Origin of the sequence: Pontibacter amylolyticus, from assembly GCF_014638845.1 — a bacterium.
GTDB classification, from domain to species: domain Bacteria; phylum Bacteroidota; class Bacteroidia; order Cytophagales; family Hymenobacteraceae; genus Pontibacter; species Pontibacter amylolyticus.
This window is the reverse complement of sequence record NZ_BMFP01000006.1, coordinates 129,591-149,066: the sequence shown is the minus strand read 5'-3', so window position 1 is coordinate 149,066 and position 19,476 is coordinate 129,591. Positions and strand designations below refer to the sequence as shown.

At 50.9% G+C, this 19,476-nt stretch carries 19 protein-coding genes and 1 tRNA gene; 8 read left to right on the top strand and 12 right to left on the bottom strand.

Annotated features, from left to right (window positions below):
* Window positions 1–7: 7 nt before the first annotated feature.
* Window positions 8–796 carry a polysaccharide biosynthesis/export family protein gene (locus IEV97_RS15785; protein ID WP_188502463.1) on the bottom strand — a complete coding sequence of 263 codons (789 nt, stop codon included), beginning with the start codon at window positions 794–796 and terminating at the stop codon, window positions 8–10.
* Between the two features lie 359 nt (window positions 797–1,155).
* Between IEV97_RS15785 and IEV97_RS15780 the strand changes: the two genes are divergently transcribed.
* Window positions 1,156–2,046, top strand: coding sequence for a flavin reductase family protein (locus IEV97_RS15780; protein WP_188502462.1), 891 nt, complete (start codon window positions 1,156–1,158; stop codon window positions 2,044–2,046).
* Window positions 2,047–2,225: 179 nt separating this feature from the next.
* On the opposite strand, the gene IEV97_RS15775 is transcribed toward IEV97_RS15780, so the two are convergent.
* The 4 genes from IEV97_RS15775 to IEV97_RS15760 form a co-directional block, all read right to left on the bottom strand.
* A complete protein-coding gene (locus IEV97_RS15775; protein WP_188502461.1) occupies window positions 2,226–2,987 on the bottom strand; it encodes a DUF6503 family protein in 762 nt (253 codons plus the stop codon).
* A 358-nt stretch (window positions 2,988–3,345) separates the two neighbouring features.
* Window positions 3,346–4,008, bottom strand: a complete 663-nt coding sequence (locus IEV97_RS15770) for a YceI family protein (RefSeq protein ID WP_188502460.1) — start codon at window positions 4,006–4,008, stop codon at window positions 3,346–3,348.
* Window positions 4,009–4,399: 391 nt separating this feature from the next.
* Window positions 4,400–5,059 carry a YceI family protein gene (locus tag IEV97_RS15765; RefSeq protein WP_188502459.1) on the bottom strand — a complete coding sequence of 220 codons (660 nt, stop codon included), beginning with the start codon at window positions 5,057–5,059 and terminating at the stop codon, window positions 4,400–4,402.
* Between the two features lie 48 nt (window positions 5,060–5,107).
* Window positions 5,108–5,563: a MarR family winged helix-turn-helix transcriptional regulator gene (locus tag IEV97_RS15760; protein WP_188502458.1), complete on the bottom strand. Its 456-nt coding sequence runs from the start codon at window positions 5,561–5,563 to the stop codon at window positions 5,108–5,110.
* Window positions 5,564–6,182: 619 nt separating this feature from the next.
* Here IEV97_RS15760 and IEV97_RS15755 point away from each other — a divergent pair.
* From IEV97_RS15755 to IEV97_RS15745, 3 genes are all read left to right on the top strand, one after another.
* Complete coding sequence (locus IEV97_RS15755; RefSeq protein ID WP_188502457.1) at window positions 6,183–7,190, top strand: c-type cytochrome; 1,008 nt, start codon at window positions 6,183–6,185, stop codon at window positions 7,188–7,190.
* A gap of 104 nt (window positions 7,191–7,294) precedes the next feature.
* Window positions 7,295–7,798, top strand: coding sequence for a methylated-DNA--[protein]-cysteine S-methyltransferase (locus IEV97_RS15750; RefSeq protein ID WP_188502456.1), 504 nt, complete (start codon window positions 7,295–7,297; stop codon window positions 7,796–7,798).
* Window positions 7,799–7,896: 98 nt separating this feature from the next.
* A complete protein-coding gene (locus IEV97_RS15745) occupies window positions 7,897–8,328 on the top strand; it encodes an RDD family protein (protein WP_188502455.1) in 432 nt (143 codons plus the stop codon).
* On the opposite strand, the gene IEV97_RS15740 is transcribed toward IEV97_RS15745, so the two are convergent.
* The 7 genes from IEV97_RS15740 to IEV97_RS15715 all read right to left on the bottom strand — a co-directional run bounded on the left by IEV97_RS15740 (window position 8,325) and on the right by IEV97_RS15715 (window position 15,345).
* Window positions 8,325–8,885: a SixA phosphatase family protein gene (locus IEV97_RS15740; protein WP_188502454.1), complete on the bottom strand. Its 561-nt coding sequence runs from the start codon at window positions 8,883–8,885 to the stop codon at window positions 8,325–8,327. The two genes, IEV97_RS15745 and IEV97_RS15740, sit on opposite strands and share 4 nt — an antisense overlap.
* Before the next feature lie 113 nt (window positions 8,886–8,998).
* Window positions 8,999–9,220 carry a GxxExxY protein gene (locus IEV97_RS20180; RefSeq protein ID WP_308419856.1) on the bottom strand — a complete coding sequence of 74 codons (222 nt, stop codon included), beginning with the start codon at window positions 9,218–9,220 and terminating at the stop codon, window positions 8,999–9,001.
* Window positions 9,210–9,344, bottom strand: a complete 135-nt coding sequence (locus IEV97_RS20175) for a GxxExxY protein (protein ID WP_308419861.1) — start codon at window positions 9,342–9,344, stop codon at window positions 9,210–9,212. Before IEV97_RS20175 ends, IEV97_RS20180 begins: the two co-directional genes overlap by 11 nt.
* Before the next feature lie 158 nt (window positions 9,345–9,502).
* Window positions 9,503–12,379 carry a tetratricopeptide repeat protein gene (locus tag IEV97_RS15730; protein ID WP_188502453.1) on the bottom strand — a complete coding sequence of 959 codons (2,877 nt, stop codon included), beginning with the start codon at window positions 12,377–12,379 and terminating at the stop codon, window positions 9,503–9,505.
* Window positions 12,380–12,892: 513 nt separating this feature from the next.
* Window positions 12,893–13,603 carry a phosphatase PAP2 family protein gene (locus tag IEV97_RS15725; RefSeq protein WP_188502452.1) on the bottom strand — a complete coding sequence of 237 codons (711 nt, stop codon included), beginning with the start codon at window positions 13,601–13,603 and terminating at the stop codon, window positions 12,893–12,895.
* Between the two features lie 831 nt (window positions 13,604–14,434).
* Window positions 14,435–14,516: transfer RNA gene (locus tag IEV97_RS15720), tRNA-Leu, on the bottom strand.
* Between the two features lie 121 nt (window positions 14,517–14,637).
* Complete coding sequence (locus IEV97_RS15715) at window positions 14,638–15,345, bottom strand: phosphatase PAP2 family protein (RefSeq protein WP_188502451.1); 708 nt, start codon at window positions 15,343–15,345, stop codon at window positions 14,638–14,640.
* 91 nt (window positions 15,346–15,436) lie between these two features.
* Here IEV97_RS15715 and thpR point away from each other — a divergent pair, with 91 nt between their 5' ends.
* From thpR to IEV97_RS15695, 4 genes are all read left to right on the top strand, one after another.
* Window positions 15,437–16,009, top strand: a complete 573-nt coding sequence (gene thpR, locus IEV97_RS15710) for an RNA 2',3'-cyclic phosphodiesterase (RefSeq protein ID WP_188502450.1) — start codon at window positions 15,437–15,439, stop codon at window positions 16,007–16,009.
* A 33-nt stretch (window positions 16,010–16,042) separates the two neighbouring features.
* Window positions 16,043–16,534 (top strand): CinA family protein, encoded by a 492-nt coding sequence (locus tag IEV97_RS15705; protein WP_188502449.1) that lies wholly within the window; start codon window positions 16,043–16,045, stop codon window positions 16,532–16,534.
* A gap of 396 nt (window positions 16,535–16,930) precedes the next feature.
* A complete protein-coding gene (locus tag IEV97_RS15700; protein WP_188502448.1) occupies window positions 16,931–17,587 on the top strand; it encodes a class I SAM-dependent methyltransferase in 657 nt (218 codons plus the stop codon).
* Between the two features lie 58 nt (window positions 17,588–17,645).
* Window positions 17,646–19,475: a M61 family metallopeptidase gene (locus IEV97_RS15695; protein ID WP_188502447.1), complete on the top strand. Its 1,830-nt coding sequence runs from the start codon at window positions 17,646–17,648 to the stop codon at window positions 19,473–19,475.
* The last annotated feature ends 1 nt before the right edge of the window (window position 19,476 follow it).

Here is a 19,476-nt window from a genome sequence, read left to right as displayed (position 1 = left end):
CGTTATACTATTTAAATAATTGGTATAGCACAAAAGCAGAGGACACTAGTCCTGCTGCAAAACCCCAGTTACGGCGGATAAAGCTGGTACCTGTCACCTTGGCCTTATCTGGCTCTACATACACAATGTCATTCTGCTGCAAATAAAAGTAAGGCGAATTAAGTGTTTCCTTGCTATTGAGGTTTAACCGAGCCATGGTACGCTCTCCATTTTGCTCTCTGATCACTAGCACGTTTTCCATCTTGCCGTAAATTGAAATACCACCTGCCATCGCAAGACCTTCGAGCAGGTTCACATCCTCGTTATCTGCGGGTACATCTACTACTCTTGGTCCAGTCTCGCCCATCATGGTAAACCTGAAATTTTGCAGTCTTACTTTAACGATTGGGTCCTGCACATATTCTTTTACCCGTAACAGGATGGAGTCCCGAAGTTGTTCCGTCGTCATCCCATTGACAGGCATCGTACCCAATACAGGGAAATCAATGGTACCGCGCCTATCTACTAAATACCCTTCGGTCTGGTTACCCAGTTGCCGGATCATCTGTCCACCACCACTGGCACCTTCCTCCATAATAATGCCTCTATTAAACAGCATGTTCGTTTCCACATTAGGAGTAAGCACTTCAATACCTAATAAGTCGCCGGGCTTGATGGTCAGACGCTTTATTTCTACTGATTCTGTAAGAATGGGCTTTTGTTCCAGATCGCTAAAATAGACGATGTTACGGGTACGCAGTGAACTGCAGGAGGCGAAGAAGAGTAGACTCAGGAAGAGTACTAGTTTAATTTTCATATAGGGTAAATAGCATTTGCTCATGCAACAAGCTAAAGGGCACAACTAAGTCTCAGTGATGCAAACACATTGTCGCTAGAAAGCAAAATTACGTAAAATGTTTTTGAAAACATTTTTTATGTGTGGTTAATTATGTCTACTCCAATCCAGAGCCTTTAGGTTTTATACAAAAATATCCCTTTGAGGACAAGCTAGAACGAGAGTTCGAGACTTACGACCAAGGGTCAATAGGGGTAACTGGCTCTACACCCTTGGGGTCCCCTCAAGGGGACAGTTTTATTGAGAAGTTAGCGCTCTTGCTACTAGCCCGCTCGTTTTTTCTTAACTTGCCATACTTCGAAACAACACAAGAGATTACCATGAAAACCATCAACCCGAAAGAAACCAAAACGGCAGAAGTGCATGCTTTATTGTTAGGGGCTATTGCGCCGCGGCCGATCGCCTTTGCCAGTACGGTGGATGAGGAGGGGAATGTGAACCTGAGCCCTTTCAGTTTCTTTAATGTTTTCAGCGCCAAACCACCCATCGTGGTCTTCTCCCCTGCCCGCCGGGTGCGTGACAATACTGGAAAGCATACCCTGGAGAATGTAGAAATGACCCGTGAGGTGGTGATCAACATTAGCAACTACGACATAGTAGAGCAGATGTCGCTGGCCAGCACGGAGTACGACAAGGGTATTAATGAATTTATCAAATCGGGCCTGACGCCAGAGCCTTCAGTGATGGTACGAGCCCCGCGGGTGAAGGGAGCCCCTGTGGCCATGGAGTGTCGTGTAAATGATATAATCAGTCTGGGGCCAGAAGGCGGCGCCGGTAACCTGGTGATCTGCGAGGTGCTGCTGATTCATGTGAATGAAAATATCCTTAACGAGGAAGGCAAGATAGATCCTTACAAACTCGATGCTGTCGCGCGTATGGGTGGTGATTACTACCTCAGAGCCAATGGAGATTGCATTTTCGAGTTGCCCAAGCCGGTGCGCAACAAAGGCGTTGGCGTAGACCAGTTGCCGGAGCACATCCGCAACAGCAGCATCCTAACCGGCAATCACCTGGCGCGGCTGGGGAATACAGAGGTTATACCTACTGCTGAGGAAGTAGAAACCTTTAAAACTGATCCGGTTGTAGCTTATACCTTAAATAAGTATAGAGAAGACCAGACGCAGTTGCGGGAGGAATTGGAGAATTTGGGTAAGAAGCTGCTAGATGACCACCAGGTGCTAGAGGCTTGGAAGGTGTTGTTGATGGTTTAATTGCTGTTGGTGTACGACTAACCCACCCCTGCCCCCTTCAAAGGGTGACTTTCCTCAGTGCGTACTTCAATAATGATTCACACATATTGAGTGTCCCCCTTTGAAGGGGGTAGGGGGATGACGCACTATATATAGCAGGTATGTACTCGTGCACGATTCGGACAGGTCGCGACCTGTCCCTACAGGCCTTCTAACTCTTTCACTTCAAAATCTTCCAACACAACTTCCGACACCTTCTCCATCTTACCAGCTTCGAAGGCCTGGTCATAGGCTTCCAGGGGAATAGTCTCGTCTTTTAAGGTATAGTTGTTATAATCCTGGAACAGAATACCACCGACGGTGCGGGGGTTAATGGCTTCGCGGAAACGGGTACCGCCGTCATTTTCCTGGAAAGAGTAGGCCAGGTAATCCATGGTGTGGCGCTGCTGGTGGAACCAATAGACGTAAACATCCTGATAACCTTCGCCACCGCCTTCTTGCGCAAACGTAATCCTAACTTTGCTGTAAGGCTCGCCTTTGATCGTAGCCCCCCCAAGGTACTCTTTTCGCACGGCATCGTCGTTGAGCGCGTAAGGCAGGAGCGCAAAGTATATCACTGAGTTGACAGAAGCAGTATAGGCTTTCTGTTTTTCTTCAGGCAGCTCTACCTCAACGCCGTTGATGGTGCGGGTAAAACCACTGTTTCGCCACACATCCCGCACTTCATGCCCGGTAGAGTCTGTAAAGGTACGGCTATACACAAAGACGCCGCCATTGCGCAAAGCGCGGTACTGCCTATCCCGGAACTCAAAGCTGATCGCACTCTTCAGAAAGTGTTCTCCGCCATGCACCTCAATCGCCTGGTCCACGATCTGCTGTGCATCCGGCTGTTTTTCTGTTTGGCAGGAGGTGATATTGATTAGCAATATAAAAAATAAGGTATAGAGAGCTTTTTGAAACATGATGTAGTAGGTTCGTTTAACCAGAGCAAGTTACGAAATTGTCACCCAATTTATCCAACCACCCCTAGCCCCTCCTTGTTTAAGGCGGGGAATCTGTTTTTACTTTAGCTTACTAATTGTTTCATAGTCATTACTTCAAAATACTTTAGCGAAAAGTATTGAAAGTTGAAGTCGTAAGAAAAATTCCCCGCCTTAGACAAGGAGGGGTAAGGGGTGGTTGGAACCGGCATATACAACGATCCTGAAAATTCTTGGGGTTGAGGACCAACTATAATTAGATTCAGACAGAAAAAGCCCTCCGCCTGTATTCAGGGGAGGGCTTGGGAGGGGTTTACCTACTCGGGGAAGGTAATATAAATTACTTCTTTGCAGTAATATCTAGGCTCACGGTGAAGTTGTCGTCGATTACCTTGTCGCCCAGGTCATCGAAGAAGCTCTTAGAACCGTAGCGTACATCATACTTGGCGCGGTCAACGATCACATCGGCTTTCGCAGTGGCTGTGCCGTTCTCAACGTTGATCGTAGCCGGGAAGCTCACCGGGTTTGTTTTGCCTTTGATCGTCAGGTCGCCTTCTACGTTATAGTTCGGCTGACCGGCAGCAGCGTCGGCTATCGGGCTGATGCTGTTGATCTTGAAGTTAGCCGTTGGGTGCTGCTCTACGCCAAAGAAATCGTCAGACTTCAGGTGACCTACTAAGTCAGCATTGTACTTGGCATCTGTTAAGTCGGTGTTGGTGATAGAGGCCATGTCGATGGTAAACTCACCACCTACTAGCTGGCCGTCAGCTACTACCAACTCGCCGCCTTGCAGGCTGATGTTACCAGAGTGCTCACCACCCACTTTTTTACCGTTCCAGGTCAGTTCGCTGGCAGCCGGATCTACGGCATAAGCCTCACCTTCTGTTGCAACAGTGGCTTCAGTTGTTACGGCAGTTGTGTTTTCAGTTGCAGTATTGCTGTCGGTGCAGGCAGTAAATAAAAACGCTGCAGCCATAGATGCAAGAATTGCTGTCTTTTTCATGTAATTCTAATTTAGATAATTATAGTTTTCTGATTTTGTTTGCAAATCTAATGTATATACATTTATTGTACAAACATAGTTCAGGATTTTTTGAATTGTTGGATTGTTGATGGTTAAATTGCTGATGGCTGAATTGTTAAAAGGTTTTTGCAAGGACAGGTCGCGACTTGTCCGAATCGTGCATAGGTGAATTGTCAGAATCTCTACACCGGCAGAAAGTTTTTTTGTCATTTCGAATGCTATTGAGAAATCTGAAACATTGAACAGGCTTTGAAATGATTCAGATCTCTCCTTTCGTCGAGATGACAAATAGGATCCCCCACCTGCTTGAAACAAAAAGCCCTCCCCTGTTTTCAGGGGAGGGCTTGCATAGGGTTACTTTAGCTATACCTTAGCTATTCGTTTGCTTCGCCTTTACGTTAAAGCTCACTGTAAACTCATCGTAGATCGCTTTGTCGCCCAGGTTCTCGAAGAAGTTGCTGGAGCGGTAGCGGATGTCGTATTTGGTGCGGTCTACAGTCACATCGGCTTTGGCTGTGGCCACACCGTCTTTCACGGCGATGGTAGCCGGGAAGCTCACCGGGTTGGTGATGCCTTTGATGGTCAGGTTGCCTTTTACGTTGTAGTTCGGTTTTCCGGCTGCGGCTTTCGCAATCGGAGTAGCTTCTGTGATCACGAAGGAAGCGCTTGGGTGCTTTTCTACGCCAAAAAAGTCATCCGACTTCAGGTGACCTACCAGTTTGCCATTCATGCCGGCATCTTTGATGTCTTCTACTGTAATGGAGCTCATATCAAACTCGAAGGTGCCACCTGTCACGCGGTTTTTGTCTACCTGCAGCTGGCCGCTTTTCATAGAGATTTTGCCGTAGTGCTCACCGGTCACTTTTTTGGCGTTCCAGTTTACTTCGCTGGCAGCAGTCTCCACAGCAAACGTACGGGCTTTGGCAGGAGCGGCCACTTCAGTTGCATTCAGATCAGTGCGAGAGGTGCCTGTAAAGGCAGATAGCATCAGCACGGCGGCAAGTGATGCCAGAATAGCGGTTTTTTTCATGTGATTTATAAATTGTTGAATGTTTGGATGGTTAAATTGTCAAATGGTTTAATTCTTCTCCCTCACTTTATCCAACAGTTTGCTTAGCTGCAAGGCCTCTTCGTCCGACAAATTCGTTATACCTGTCCCCTTCCCTCCTTCCAGTTCGTCCATCTGCTTGAGCAGATTAAGGCCCTTGTCGGTTATCAGCACATCAACGGTGCGGCGATCATTCGGGCACTGCTGACGGGTGACCAGTTCCTTGGCCACCAGTTTATCCACGATCCGGGAGGCGTTTGAAGTCTTGTCAAGCATGCGCTCAATCAGCATACTAACGGTAGCAGGTTTCGGGTATTGTCCGCGCAAGATACGCAAAACATTGTACTGCGGTAGACTCACCCCAAAAGGTTTGAACTGCATACTCTGCTGCTGCTCAACCCATCCCGCCGTGTAGACCAGGTTAATGTACGCTTTCTGGTGCGGACTCCTGAAAACCGCCTGCTTAATTTCTTCTTCTATATTCATGTTATGCTGTTTTAATTGTTGTGAGGCATTAACCTTTTCCTACTGAAAATTATCTGAATCTGGTTTTACAAGATTATCGTGCACAATTCGGACAGGTCGCGACCTGTCCTACAGATCTCCCCATGCCGCAAGTTTGAGTGAAATAGAAACTTGTAGGATAGATGGGGTCAACTTAAGGTTTTTTTTGTCATTTCGACCTTTGGGAGAAATCTGAAACAGTGTGAAAACCCTGAAAGAATCCAGATCTCTCCATTCTGTCGAGATGACAGCTTGATTTAATCATTGCTTAAGTTGAAGGCATTGGTCCGTGACCTGCCCTTACAAACCGCGCTACATGAAAGAAAAAGTTTCATTCATAAAACCAGCTTGAAGAGAATAATTCTGACAATAGCTGATCATAAAAACTCTCCATTTCGCAAATATATGTACATACATTTAATACAACAACATAGTTCATGCTTATACTTGATTATATACTGCTTTCACACCTCCAAATTAGCGCTGCACTAAAATATACAACCCAAGGTAAAAATGCACTTGACTATAAAGATATTTATTTTAAATATTACACTTTACAGTTAACCCAAACCCGATCTCTTACCTTATTCCTCTCACTGTTATGAAAAAAGCATTTAGAATCATCGGTATGCTGCTTGTGGCGCTGGTGGTTATTGCAGCGGCTGGAGTTTTATACCTGCGCTATACCTTCCCGAAGGTGGATGCGGCTCCTTCCATCACCATTAAGAAAACGCCGGAGTTACTTGAACGGGGCGCTTACCTGGCCAACCATGTGGCGGTTTGCATTGACTGCCATTCTACCCGCGACTTTTCCCGCTTTGCAGGTCCGGTTATACCTGGCACAGAGGGCAAAGGGGGCGATGTGTTTGACCACTCTATGGGCTTCCCTGGCGTTTTTTATGCCCGCAACATCACCTCTGACCCCGAAACAGGTATAGGCAACTGGACCGATGGAGAGGTATACCGCGCTTTCACAACGGGAGTTAGCCGCAACGGCGATCCGCTTTTCCCTGTAATGCCTTATAAGTCGTATGCCAACATGACGACCAATGATGCTTACGCCATTGTCTCCTACATTCGTTCACTTGATCCGATCAAGCACCAGGTGCCGGCCCCCAAACCGGATTTCCCCATGAGTCTGATCCTCCGCACCATCCCGTCAGGGAAACCTACTCCTACTGATGAACGCACACTGGAGGATGAACTGGTCCGCGGCAAGTACCTGCTCACGATAGCGGCTTGCGCTGAATGCCATACGCCACAGGAGAAAGGGGCACCTATTGAAGGGAAATACCTGGCCGGTGGGTTCGAGTTTAAGTTTCCGAATGGCGCCGTGTTGCGTTCCGCCAACATCACACCTGACAGGCAAACAGGTATAGGCAACTGGACGGAAGAAACCTTTGTGCAGCGCTTTAAAAGCTACGGAACACCTGAGGCAACTGCCAAAAAGCTGGGTCCCGATGATTTCAACACCATTATGCCTTGGGCCATGTATGCGGGCATGGAAGAAGCCGACCTGAAAGCGATCTACAAATACCTGATGTCGGTAGAGGCGAATGCCAACAGGGTAGAGCGCTATACCCCACCCACGGCAGTAGCCAGCAAGTAGACCTGCCCTATACCTGACACCTGCGTTTGCCAGTACACTCTCAAAAGTTTGATGGCGAACGTGAGTTTGAATTTCTATATTTGAGGTATAACCAGGCGCATACTATGGAAAACCGAACCTACACTACTTATATGCCATCTCCCCTGGGGCAACTCCGGATCAGCGGTACAGACCTGGGTATAACGGAAGTCAGGTTCTGTGATGACGAAGTAACACCAGATGACCAGACAGATGAACTGCCCGCTTGTCTCAATGCTTGCGTGCAGCAACTACAGGAATACTTTGCGGGAAAGCGACAGGAGTTTAACCTGACGTTGGCGCCAGCAGGTACGACTTTCCAAAAGCAGGTATGGCAGGAGCTGCAGGGTATACCGCATGGCAAAACCACCAGCTACCTGGCCGTATCAAAAGTTGTTTCGGGAGAGAAGGCCATCAGGGCTGTAGGGGCTGCCAATGGCCGGAATCCGATCTGCATTGTGGTGCCCTGCCACCGGGTGATCGGCAGCGATGGAAGTTTGACAGGTTATGCAGGTGGTCTATGGCGGAAAGAGTGGCTCTTGCGCCATGAAGGGGCACTCCGGACTGCTACACAGACCTCTATATTTTAAAAATTACAATTTTTAATAAAATACTGCAACCCACTTGCAGGTATGTAGTATAGAGTAATAGCATCTTATGTTAAGGTGCTATTACTCCTTAATTACGTATGCAATTGTCTTATCAGAAAGCGAAACCGCATCTACTCGAGGCCCAGTTGGGCGCAAGGGTGCTTGCTTTTTGTCTGGACGCACTTTTCTTGCTTTCCGTTATCGGACTGATCGAGTACTTTACTATCAGCAGCAACGAAGAGGCTTTTATCTTTAAGTCAGAGCGCCTGCTGCATTTGCTGATGGGCTGGCTCTACTTTGCCGGCACCGAAAGTGCAACCTGGCAGGGTTCTATGGGCAAACATTTGCTGGGGCTTCGCGTCGTGGGTCATGCCGGTGAACGCATCTCGTTCCGATGTGCCAGCTTCCGCTACATTTTCAAGCCAATCAGCATTTTTGTGTTGCTCATGCAGGCCTTGACAGGAACAAGAGTTTCCTCCCATTCCCGCCTGTTCCACGACCGCATCTGCAAGACCAGGGTACTTGCTTAAGCACCAAATTCTGTCACCTCCACGCTAGCCGTACTGTCCGGACGAACAGTCAGTTTAAACAGATAGCGGTATTGGCTGTCTGCAATCTCTTCGAAAGGCTTTGTCGCACCAAACGCTTCGATGATCGGCAGCAGGGTATTGGAGTGCCCGGCCACCACAACCGTCTGCCCGCGGTGCTCCTGCAGGATACGCGCTTTCAGCCCTTCAAAATCATGCCCTTCGTACTGCACCACCTCCAAGTTGCGCTCCTTGGCCAGCGGGTAAAGCGTCTGTCCGGTGCGCATATACTTCGTCGCATACAAAGCATCCACCTTATGACCCTCCAGCAAAGCCCGCAAGGCCTCCGCCCGTGCATGGCCTGCCTCTGTCAACTCCGGATCTTCATTCGAGGCATCGGTAGTATCCTTTTCGGCATGGCGCACAAGGTATACGGTTGTCACCTCCGTAGCAGTCTCGATCTCCTCGATCTGCTGATCAGAAGTTGAGGTGCCGGAATTGCAGGCACTGAACACGCCTATAAACAAAAGAAAGAAAGCGAGGCGGAAGAGATTTTTCATGGGTTTAGGTTAGAGGGTTTAGAATATTGTCTGAATCAGGATTTACAGGATTTAAGGATTGACAGGATTGATTTACAAATATGATGATGTGTAATCTAATCCTGGTTAAAATACTAGCTGTTATTAATTTTAAAATTAGTAGTGAAGACCTTTTTGTATTGTAGGCTTGTTGCGCCAAAATTAATAAGCAATCCAAGTGGAAGATTGTAGGCGACAACGTAGTTTTTGGCTTGGGCTAAATGAACATCTTCCAGGTCTATTAATGCCTTCAACTCGATTACAACACTGTTGTCAACTATAAAATCTGCCCGACGACTCCCTACTTCAATTACCATTATAGAATATAGCTTGCTCTTTCTCCCGCTCGTAAGTAATACCTGCAGCCTGAAGTTCGATTGCCAGACACCTTTGGTAGATTACTTGCTGAAAACCGTTGCCTAACGTCCTGTGGACTTTCATAGCACAGCCAATAATTCTGAAAGTAAGCTCTTCATTTCCCATAAAGCAAGTCTACGATTCTACCTTTAATCCATTCAGAATCTTATTAAATTTTTAAATTCAATTCAAGAATCCTGTCAATCCTTAAATCCTGTAAATCCTGATTCAGACAACACCACCTACAACTTATACCCCAACTCTATACCTTCTGTAAGCAGGCGTTCGGCCTGGCTGCTTCTACCCTCCTCGTGCAGCAGCCGGACCAGGCTTTGGCGGGCTTCGTACAGGTATGGGTTTTCGCGAAGGGCGGCTTCGTAGGCTTTTTGGGCACGTTTGTGATCCTTTTCCGCATCCCATACCTTGCCGGAGGCGAACAGAAAATCAGCTAATTCGGCGGGCGTGTTTTGTACGGGTTGCTTCTTGAGCTCCTCCTGTGCCTTGTTCGTATCACCAAGTCCGGCGTATACCCTGGCCAATAGTGTAGCTTCGCTGCGGGCACGCATTTTACCGTTGCTAATGGGCTCCAGCAATTGCTGTGCGGCGGCTTTGTCTCCCAACAGCAACTGCCAGGCCGCCATGCGGACCATGTAGCCCGGGCGGGGCGTACCTGCCGCTGTGAGGATGCGCTGCGCTTCAGCAAGGGTAGCGATGGCTTCGGTATACTTGCCCTGTGTGGCCAGTACTTCGGCATACTGCTGACGCAGTTCATAGTGCTGCGGCTTGCGGGCGACCAGTGCCGCCAGGGTGCGCTCCGCCTCCTGCGATGGCGCGGCTGTACCGCGCAGCCAACTGGTATAAGCCTGGGCCTCGTCGCGACGGTCGCGCAGGTAGGTGGAGATAGTCGGTGCTTCTTGCACGTAGCGCTCCCCTACTGCAATGGCCTCAGAAAGACGTCCGTAGGCAGCATACATCTCCCGGAAAGCCTGGTTGATGCGGGCGCGGGTCAGCAGGTCATCTTCCAGCAAAAGGGCCTGGTCATAACGCGACTGCTGCTCCTGCACTGCCCGGCGTACCGACAACTGTCCGGCTCTGCGGCGAGCTTCAAACAAATCCGCCTCAGCGGCATAGATCGGTGCATAGTCCTTGTTCACTTTTTGAGCGCGCTGCAACCACTGCTGCGCATCGTCAAAGGCCAGCTGTCTTTGCTTCAGTCCGGCATAGGCAAGCAAGGCAGGTTGGTAGTTGGCGTCCCAAGTCAGGGCTGAGTCGAGGAGCGCGGCCGCTTTGGGGTAGTTCTGTGCTCTTGTTTCACGGTCGGCCAGGTTCAAATATACCTGTGCCCAGTTGCTGGCCATGGCCTGTTTGTTGCCGGCCAGGTAGGCTTGCTGCCTTTTCACAAGTTCGTCCAAGAAGGTATAGAGCGCCGGATCCTTTGCTTTCAGGTCGGCGGTGGTGTTGACGGACTTGTGGTTGAGCGGATGCACTTTCACGGGCTCGAAGTAGGCCGGGTAGGTCTGGGCCAGGTATTCGTGCTCGTTGTTGGCTGAATAATAGTCGAGTGTGCGCCCTTCTTTCATGGCATTGTGGTAAAGCTGGCGCACAGCCCTGTTTTCAGCGTCCGTAAATACCCGTCCATGAAACAGGTGCACATACTCATGCAGCACCACGTTCCGCTCCAGGTAAGCGCCCCGGATAACGTACTCAATGGCGGCTGCCCCGCTGCCCACCCCCCGGATGTCCATCCACTGACGATTGTCAAAAGTGGTAGCCTGCCGGAAATAAGGCGAATTCATGGCAATAGCCAGGTCGATGTGCAGGGGCGGGATCACAAACTTTTCGCCCTGCCGCGACAGGAAAGGGAAATACACCGTGCTGGCGTACAGCTGCGACCAGACCATTTTCTTCACCGTCTCACCCGGATAGTAGGTTACATCCGGAAACACCCGGGCGAAATTAACCGGGTCCTTGACCTCCGTCTGCCGGATCACTTGCGTGAGTGAATCATAAGCTGCCAGGTATACGAGTTGTTTTTGCTTGATGACAGCGGCCAGGGCGTTGTGCGCCGGACCGTAGTGCTGTTTCTTATGGAGGACACGCTGAAAGATCACTTCAGCAGAGTCGAGGCGCGGCTGGCGCGGCAGGTCGAAGGCCATGTAATAGGCCGAACCACGCAGCATGTCGGGCAGTACCGAAGCCGGGTACGCCTGCTGGACTTTGCGGATCTCAGCCAATGCCTCCTGCAGTTTGTTTTGTGAGATCAGCTGATCAGCGGGTTGCAGGGCTTTGCGCACGGCTTCGTCTTCCGGCTGGGCATAATCGGCATAGGTGAGGTTGGTATGGCCGTTGCCCCAGTGCCAGTGCGTGACATAGTGCAGCGGGTTGAGCGCCAGCGCCAACTCCCACTGCGCGGCCATGGCATTGAGTTGCGTGGCATCCACCCTGCGCCAGATGGCATAGCCGTAATTGAAGCGGGCATCCGCATCGAATGGGTCGAGGGTGAGGCTTTTGACAAGGGGTTTCTCGGCCTCCTCCGGCTTCTGGTCCCAGAAAAGCACATCCGACTCCAGCAGGTAAGCGGCGGCATTGTCCGGATTCCAGCGTTGCACTTTCAGCGCCTGTGCCAGGGCCTCGTTGTACTTCTTCTGCAGCATCAGGATACGTCCCGCCAGCAGGGTAGCCGCTTCATCTTTGGGATTGACACGCAGCAGTTTTTGGGCGGTGGCCAGCGCCTCCTTCAACTCCCAGGCCTGGATCTGCAGCTTACCCTGCAACAGCAAAGCGGCTCTGTTGGCAGGTTCCTGCTTCAGCACCCCTCCTGCCAACGCTTCCGCTGCCTGGTATTCGTGCCGCAGCATAGCAAGCCGCGCTTTAGCTAAATTTACCGCTGGAGAACCCGCAGTTGATTTAAGCAGTGCCTCAGCCTCCTGCCACATCCCTAAGTCCATCATGCGTTCTGCTCTCTCAGGCAACGGTCTTAAACCTGTCTCCCGCAAGGCGCGTCGTTCTTTCTCCAGCCTGGCATTCACCTCGGTGATCTGGTCGGGCTGCTGAGCAAAGGCAGGTATAGTAAGGTATAAGAAGGTATAGCAAAGACTGGCAATCAAGGGGCGAGACATAGTTTCCGTTTTAGAGAGGCGGTTGATCACCCTAAATTAAGCTGCCTGATGCTGAAGACAAAGGGAATTGTTGAATTGTTAATTGTTGGATGGTTGGATGGTTGGATGGTTGAATTGTTGAATGGTTAAATTGTTGATTGCTGATTGTTAATTGTTGCCAGTACATGATTCGGACAGGTTGTAACCCGACGCCTGCAATTTAAGAGATAAGGGGCTGAACTGTCATTTCAAATACAATGAGAGATCTGGATTATTCTCCCCCATTGGTCATGTATCAAATTTCTCTGCCTGCTCTTCCGGATATCCATGTCTAATCGCTCTTCGGGACATCCATGTCCGGAAGTTTTCTGCTGGGGATGTCCACATCCCCGTATACCGGAATAAGCGGATCTTGAGGCTAGCAAATTTGAGGGTTGAGGCCTTCATTAGGGTTCAGACAAGTATATCCGAATCAGCATCTTTTAATCTCTAAAATCGACTACATGAAGTCGCGACCTGTCCCCACAAAGAGCTTTAACTTTTTAACTTTCTCCCTTCCAACCTTTCTAACCTCCCAAAATACCATCGCTCGAGTTTCTTCATCAGCCAGACAGCAACTAGTAGCCAGATAATACCCATCGCGTAGCCTGCCAGCACATCGGTGGCGTAATGCACATTGAGGTAAATGCGGCTGTAGCCGATGAGGAGTAGCAACACAGAAAGCAGACTTACCCACAACCAGCGCCAGAAAGGGTCTTTTACCTCCCGCCACACGATGTAAATGAGTAATCCATAAAAGGAGCTGCCAATCATGGCGTGACCGCTGGGAAAACTTAACCCCGACTGCTCCAGCATGGCCGTGACGGGCCGGGGCCGTTCAAAAAGACGCTTAAGTAACTGATTGAGCATGGTACTGGTAAAGGCGATCACCAATACCTTCAGGGCGTACCAGCGCAGGTGATGAAACCAGGCCATGACCAGCACGATGAGGGCGGGCGCAACCAGCAGGTAGTCGGCAGAGGCGAAAAAAGAGAAAAAACGCATCAGGCGGGTCATGCTTTCAGAACGGTGCGAGGCCGCAAATTGAAACAGGGCACTGTCCAGGCCGGTGTCGTGCAGAATGAATACTTCGCGGGTCATGTAGCCGAACACCAGCAGACAGGCAAAAAAAGCCAAAGCCACCAGCACCGCCTCAGCCGATAGCAACGCGAGTAGTTTCAGAAATCGCTTGGTAAGGCTTTTCATGTCGCATGCATTTTGCCCACTTTACGAAGGAAGGAGTGGTTAGGTGAGGTATAGTTTTTTGAAAAGACCTCGCAGTGTCTTCCAGACCTTCGAGTGTCTAACAGATCGGCGGTGGCTGAACAGGCAAAGGTATGGCTATGGATGGCAGTCGGTTAGGACATTCGCAGGAGCTGCGCACACTGTGATGTCTGCAGGTATAGCGTGTTAGAATCTTTGTATAGAGTCCCTGGAATTTGGAACGATTGTCATCCCCCTGCCCCCTTCGAAGGGGGACTTCTGCTACTGCCGCCCCTCAGGTATAGCTGCGTAGTTACAGTAGTTCTTTTGCTATACCGGGTCCAACCACCCCTGCCCCTCCTTGTCTAAGGCGGGGAATCTGAAGCTGCCATTGACAGGTTTAAGCGCTGTATTTTCCTCTGCTACACACCACACAGTCCACTGGCAGGTATAGGAAGACTTATTTGCCCCGCTGGCTATGAAACGAAGTGCACTGGCCAGGTGCACCGATGACGATTTTGTGTTTGAGCGGTCAGCGAGTTTAAAATCGTCTTGACTTTTTTGCTTACTTTTTGTGTCAAGACAAAAAGTGAGTGCCCGCCGCACAGGCGAAGCAATGAAACAACATACGTAGCTATACCTGCAACAAGAAGTAGCTACGAAGCTAGGTATGCTATACCTGGGCCAGAGGCCCCACCATAGCGGACACGAGCGTGGACGCTCGCGCCATCATACCCTTCACACACTTAAAAATAATTAATTGATAACCACTCCAGAAAGGTATAAAAACAAAAGAGCCGGCTTTGCAGTCGGCTCTTTTACATTTTGAATTAGTGCGCACGGGGAGACTCGAACTCCCACACCCGAAGGCACAGGCTTCTGAGACCTGCACGTCTACCAATTTCGCCACGTGCGCTGGTAGTAATCAAAATGTGTTTCCCAAAACCCTTTAACCCTTGTTGATTGGGATTGCAAAGGTATAACAGAAATTATTATCTGCAATAGTTCACCCGAAAAAAAATTCCTCTTACAAAGAATCACTCCTCCTCAACCACCGGAGCAATCTCTTTTCGGGTATACTTCTCGATACGGCGCAGCAGCCCGATGCCGAAGATAACCCACAGAATACCAGCTGCAAAACCTGCCACCACATCCGTTGCATAGTGCACGCGCAGGTAGATTCTACTGAAGCCGATGAGTAAAATAAAAATAACGAGCAGGGCGACTAAAAAATTTCGTAGCGGCTTTGAATCTACGTGCTTCCAGGTGAGGTAGATGATCAGACTGTAAAAAGAAGCGGCGATCATGGAATGTCCGCTCGGGAAACTCAGGCCGGAGGCGTCGACCAGGGGCATGGCGGGCCGCTCCCTGTCAAAAAAGAACTTGAGCACCAGGTTGAGCGAAATGCTCCCCAGCGCTACCACCGGCACTTTGAGCGAATACCACTTGTGCCGCCGCACGAACAGAAAATAGGCGATCAGCAACAGACCCGCCGCCGTCATGAAGTGGCGGGAGGCGAAAAAAGTGATGAACTCAATGAAACGGGTAAAGCCATCGCTTCGCAAGTCGGCCGCCACGGCAAAGGCTGCTTCGTCGAACTTGATCGGGCCGGACGCCTCTACCACCTGGGCGCTCACGTAGAGAAAGACCAGCACACAGGCCAGGAAAACCACCATCACAAAGATCAGCTCGAGGGTGAACAACGCAAAGCCCGCTGCCAGCTTTTTATAGAAGTTTCGTATCATGAATATTGGGGTCTCTGTTCAAATGTAGGCTAAGTATACGCCTGACCTTTAATTACGTATGCAAAGCCATTGAGTAAAGACACGACAACGCATGGGCCAAACCACCAGACTCTTCATCGCGGCGCCGCTTCCTGACGCGCTCAAGCAGTATTTTACGGAGCAGGCCAGTAGGTATAAAGGTGACGCCATCCGGCAAATCCCCACAGAAAACCTGCACCTGACGCTTTACTTTATCGGCAACGTACCTGCCACTCAGTTGGCCGCTATACAAGACGTCACCTCCCACCTGGCACAGCAGTTCGCCCCGTTTGATCTGTACCTGGAGGCCATAGAACCAGGGCCCAAGCCCCGCTCTCCACGCCTGATCTGGGCCCGATTTAGAAGCCATGATGCCTTCGCCCAGCTGAGTCGGAGCCTCACGCTGGCACTTTCTGAAGCCCCGCCCCCCAACCGCGAGCCTAAACCGCATGTCACGCTGGCCCGCTTTCGCAAGGACCGCCCTGCGCCCCACGATCTTGAATCGTTTTACCCTGATGACCCTATTACACTGCAGGTGAATAAGATAGCAGTTTGGCACTCGGAGTTAGGATCGCCCCACCCCCGCTACAGCATCCTGCAGCGCTACCCGCTGACAGGCAACCCCCCGGACGGCAAAACAGTATGAGAATCACCCCTTATCTGAAGTAAATATAACTCTATGAATCAAACGGAGCTTACCGAACTGACCATGATGCTGAAAGACAATGGTCTGACCGTTGCCTTTGCTGAGAGTTGCACGGCTGGCATGCTGTCCTCTGAACTGGTAAAAGCCAAAGGCAGCAGCGATGTGCTGATCGGCAGCCTGGTGGTGTACAATGTGGAAGCCAAGAAAAAACTGCTGGGTGTGAAACAGGACACGCTGGACCTCTACACCGCCGAGTCGCAGCAGGTAACCAACGAGATGGTGATGGGCCTGAAAAAAGCCCTGAACGCCGACATCAGCGTCGCCACTACCGGCCTTGCGGGCGCCGGAGGCTCCGAAACATCCGAAAAACCGGTGGGCACGATCTTCGTTTCCTTTCTGTATGACGGCAAAGCGGAGGAGTTCAGGGAAGTGTTCAAAGGAAACAGCCTGAGCCTGCTCAAGCAATTCACAGAATATGTACTGGAGAAGCTCAAAGGGATTGTAGAAGATCACTATTCTCGGTAATCTTTATGATGGGTGATGAGGATTGCTACTTTTGTCATTTCGAACGCTAGTGAGAAATCTGGAGCGAAATAGTATGTTAATCCCCCAATCTTTAACTCTGTCGTTCAATGGAATCCATTTAGGATTGAAGTTACTAATTGGCATATCCATTTTATCTTCAGATTTCTCCCGTAACGAGAGTCCCTACCCCCAATACCGTCAATTTATGCAATTGCTCTTCGGGACATCCATGTCCCGAAGCTAACTGTTGGGGATGCCCACATCCCCGTATGCTGGTAAACGCGGATTTGGAAGTCCGCAGCAGCTTAAGATTCGGACAAAGATGTCCAAATCAGCTTTGCTTTTTAGTTTCATCTTTTCTTAAATTGACTGCATTGACCCTCGCCCCGGGTCAAAATGACAAAATTAGTGAGTAACACCAACTTCGATAGCATTGCCCCTGTATACGACGCGCTTTCGCGGCTGGTCTTCGGCAATGCCTTGCGGCGGGCACAAACCCAACATCTGTCACTTATACCTGAGGAGGCGAAGGTACTATTGATCGGGGGTGGCTCCGGCTGGCTGCTGGAGCAGTTGCTGAAGTCCCGGCCAAAATTGGAAGTCACTTACCTGGAGGTCTCGCCTAAAATGCTGCAACTGACCAGGCAGCGTATTGCACAACGGGCGCCAGACGCGCTTACAGGTATAGACTTCCGCTTAGGAGATGAAAACAGCCTGTCGCCCAGCGAAATGTTTGATGTGATCCTCACTCCTTTTTTGCTCGACTTGTTCCCCGAAGAACGGCTGCTATACCTGATGAACCGCTTGTGCATCGCACTACGCCCACAAGGACTCTGGCTTTTCAGCGATTTCTGGCCAGCACAAGCGCCAGCACCCACTTGGCACCAATTGCTACTCAAAAGCATGTATACCTTTTTTGGTTTGGTGAGCGATGTGAAGGCCTCCAGACTACCTGACTTTGGTGCCCACTTCGCCAGACAACCGCTGCTTCTGGAAACTTCCGCCACATTTTACGGTGGTCTGGTGCAGGCCAGGGCCTACCGAAAGGTATAGCCACTTTGCGCGATAGCATTAAAATTCCTACTTTTAGTTTCGAACCAAACACGCCCTTATGTCCATGAGACTTTTCGGTGCCCTGTGCGCCGCCCTGTCGCTGTCTTTTACCCCACTGCTGGCGCAGGAACAGCAGGTCAGCTACCACCTCTCCTTCCCGAACGCCGTGCACCACGAGGCACAGATCAGCGTCACGTTTACAGGTATAAAGAGCGACACGCTGCAGGTGCTCATGCCCCGGAGCTCGCCGGGACGCTATGCGCTGCACGAGTTTGCCAAAAACGTGTACAGCGTAAAAGCCACCGACAGCAAAGGAAAACAGCTCCAGATCAGCCGCCCCAACCCGCACCAGTGGGATGTGAGCGGACATGGGGGAGAAATCACGCTAAGCTATACCTTGTTCGGCGCCCACGCCGATGGCACCTATACCGGCATCGACGAGACGCACGCGCACCTGAACATGCCGGCCACCCTCATGTATGCCCGAGGCTTTGAGCAAGCCCCTGCCCGTGTGACGTTCCGAATCCCGCAGGGTAGCAACTGGAAAGTGGCTACGCAGTTGCAACCTGTAAACGACTCCACCTTCACCGCGCCTCACTTTCAGTACCTGATGGACAGCCCCACCGAACTGAGCAGTTTTGAGTTTGCGGAGTGGACCGTGCAGGACCGCGGCAAACCCAAAACCATACAGGTAGCCATGCACCACCACGGTACCAAAGCACAGTTTGATGACTACGTGGCCAAAACCAAACAGATCGTGGCCGAGCAGCAGGCGGTTTTCGGAGAGCTGCCCGACTTCGATTTCGGCCGCTATACCTTTATTGCCTGCTACGGACCGCAGGCCATCGGCGACGGCATGGAGCACCGCAACTCCACCATTGTGTCGAGCTCCCGTCCGCTGGGCACCTCCACCCCGGCCTTGCTCGGCACGGTGTCGCATGAGTTTTTCCATGCCTGGAACGTGGAGCGCCTGCGCCCGAAGAGCCTCGAGCCTTTCGATTTTCAGCGGGCCAACATGACGGAGGCCCTATGGCTGGCCGAGGGTTTTACCTCTTACTACGGAGCCCTGACCATGTACCGCCTTGGCATCAACGATGTCACGAACGTTGCCCGCGACCTGAACTATGTGCTGCTCTCACCAGGCAGGCACTACCATAGTCTGCTGGAGATGAGCCTGCAGGCACCCTTTGTGGATGCAGCCCGCTCCGTGGACCCAAACAACCGCGGCAACACCTTTATCTCCTACTATACCTACGGCAGCATGCTGGGCATGGGGCTGGACCTGACCCTGCGCCGCGACTTCAACACCACCCTCGACGCCTACATGCAGGCGCTCTGGCAGACGTATGGCAAAACCGAGAAACCCTATACCATGGCTGACTTGGAGCGCACGCTGGCTGAAGTGACCAAAGACACCGCCTGGGCAGCCGATTTTTTCAGGCGACAGGTATACGGCAGCGAACTGCCAGACTACGCCGCCCTGTTGGCCGAAGCCGGTCTGCAGCTGCGCAAAGCCGAACCCGGCAAAGCCAGTTTAGGGCCTGCCCAATTCGAGTTCAGCAAAAACGGCGCGAAGCTCCTGAGCGGCACCTATGTGACTTCACCGCTCTATAAAGCCGGCCTGAACCGGGGCGACATCCTGCTGACTCTCAATGGCAAAAAAGTGACCAGCGAGAAGGAACTGGAGAAGATCCTGAGCAAACTAAAGCCGACGCACAGTGTGCCAATCACCTACCGAAGCAGCGAAATGGCTCCGGTCGTGAGCACCCAGATCGTGCTGGAGGAGATGCCGGAGCTGATGATCGAGCGCTATGAGAGCGCAGGCAAGGAGCTGACTCCCGCCATGCAACAGTTCAGACAGGCCTGGTTGGGAACCAAGATCAAGTAGG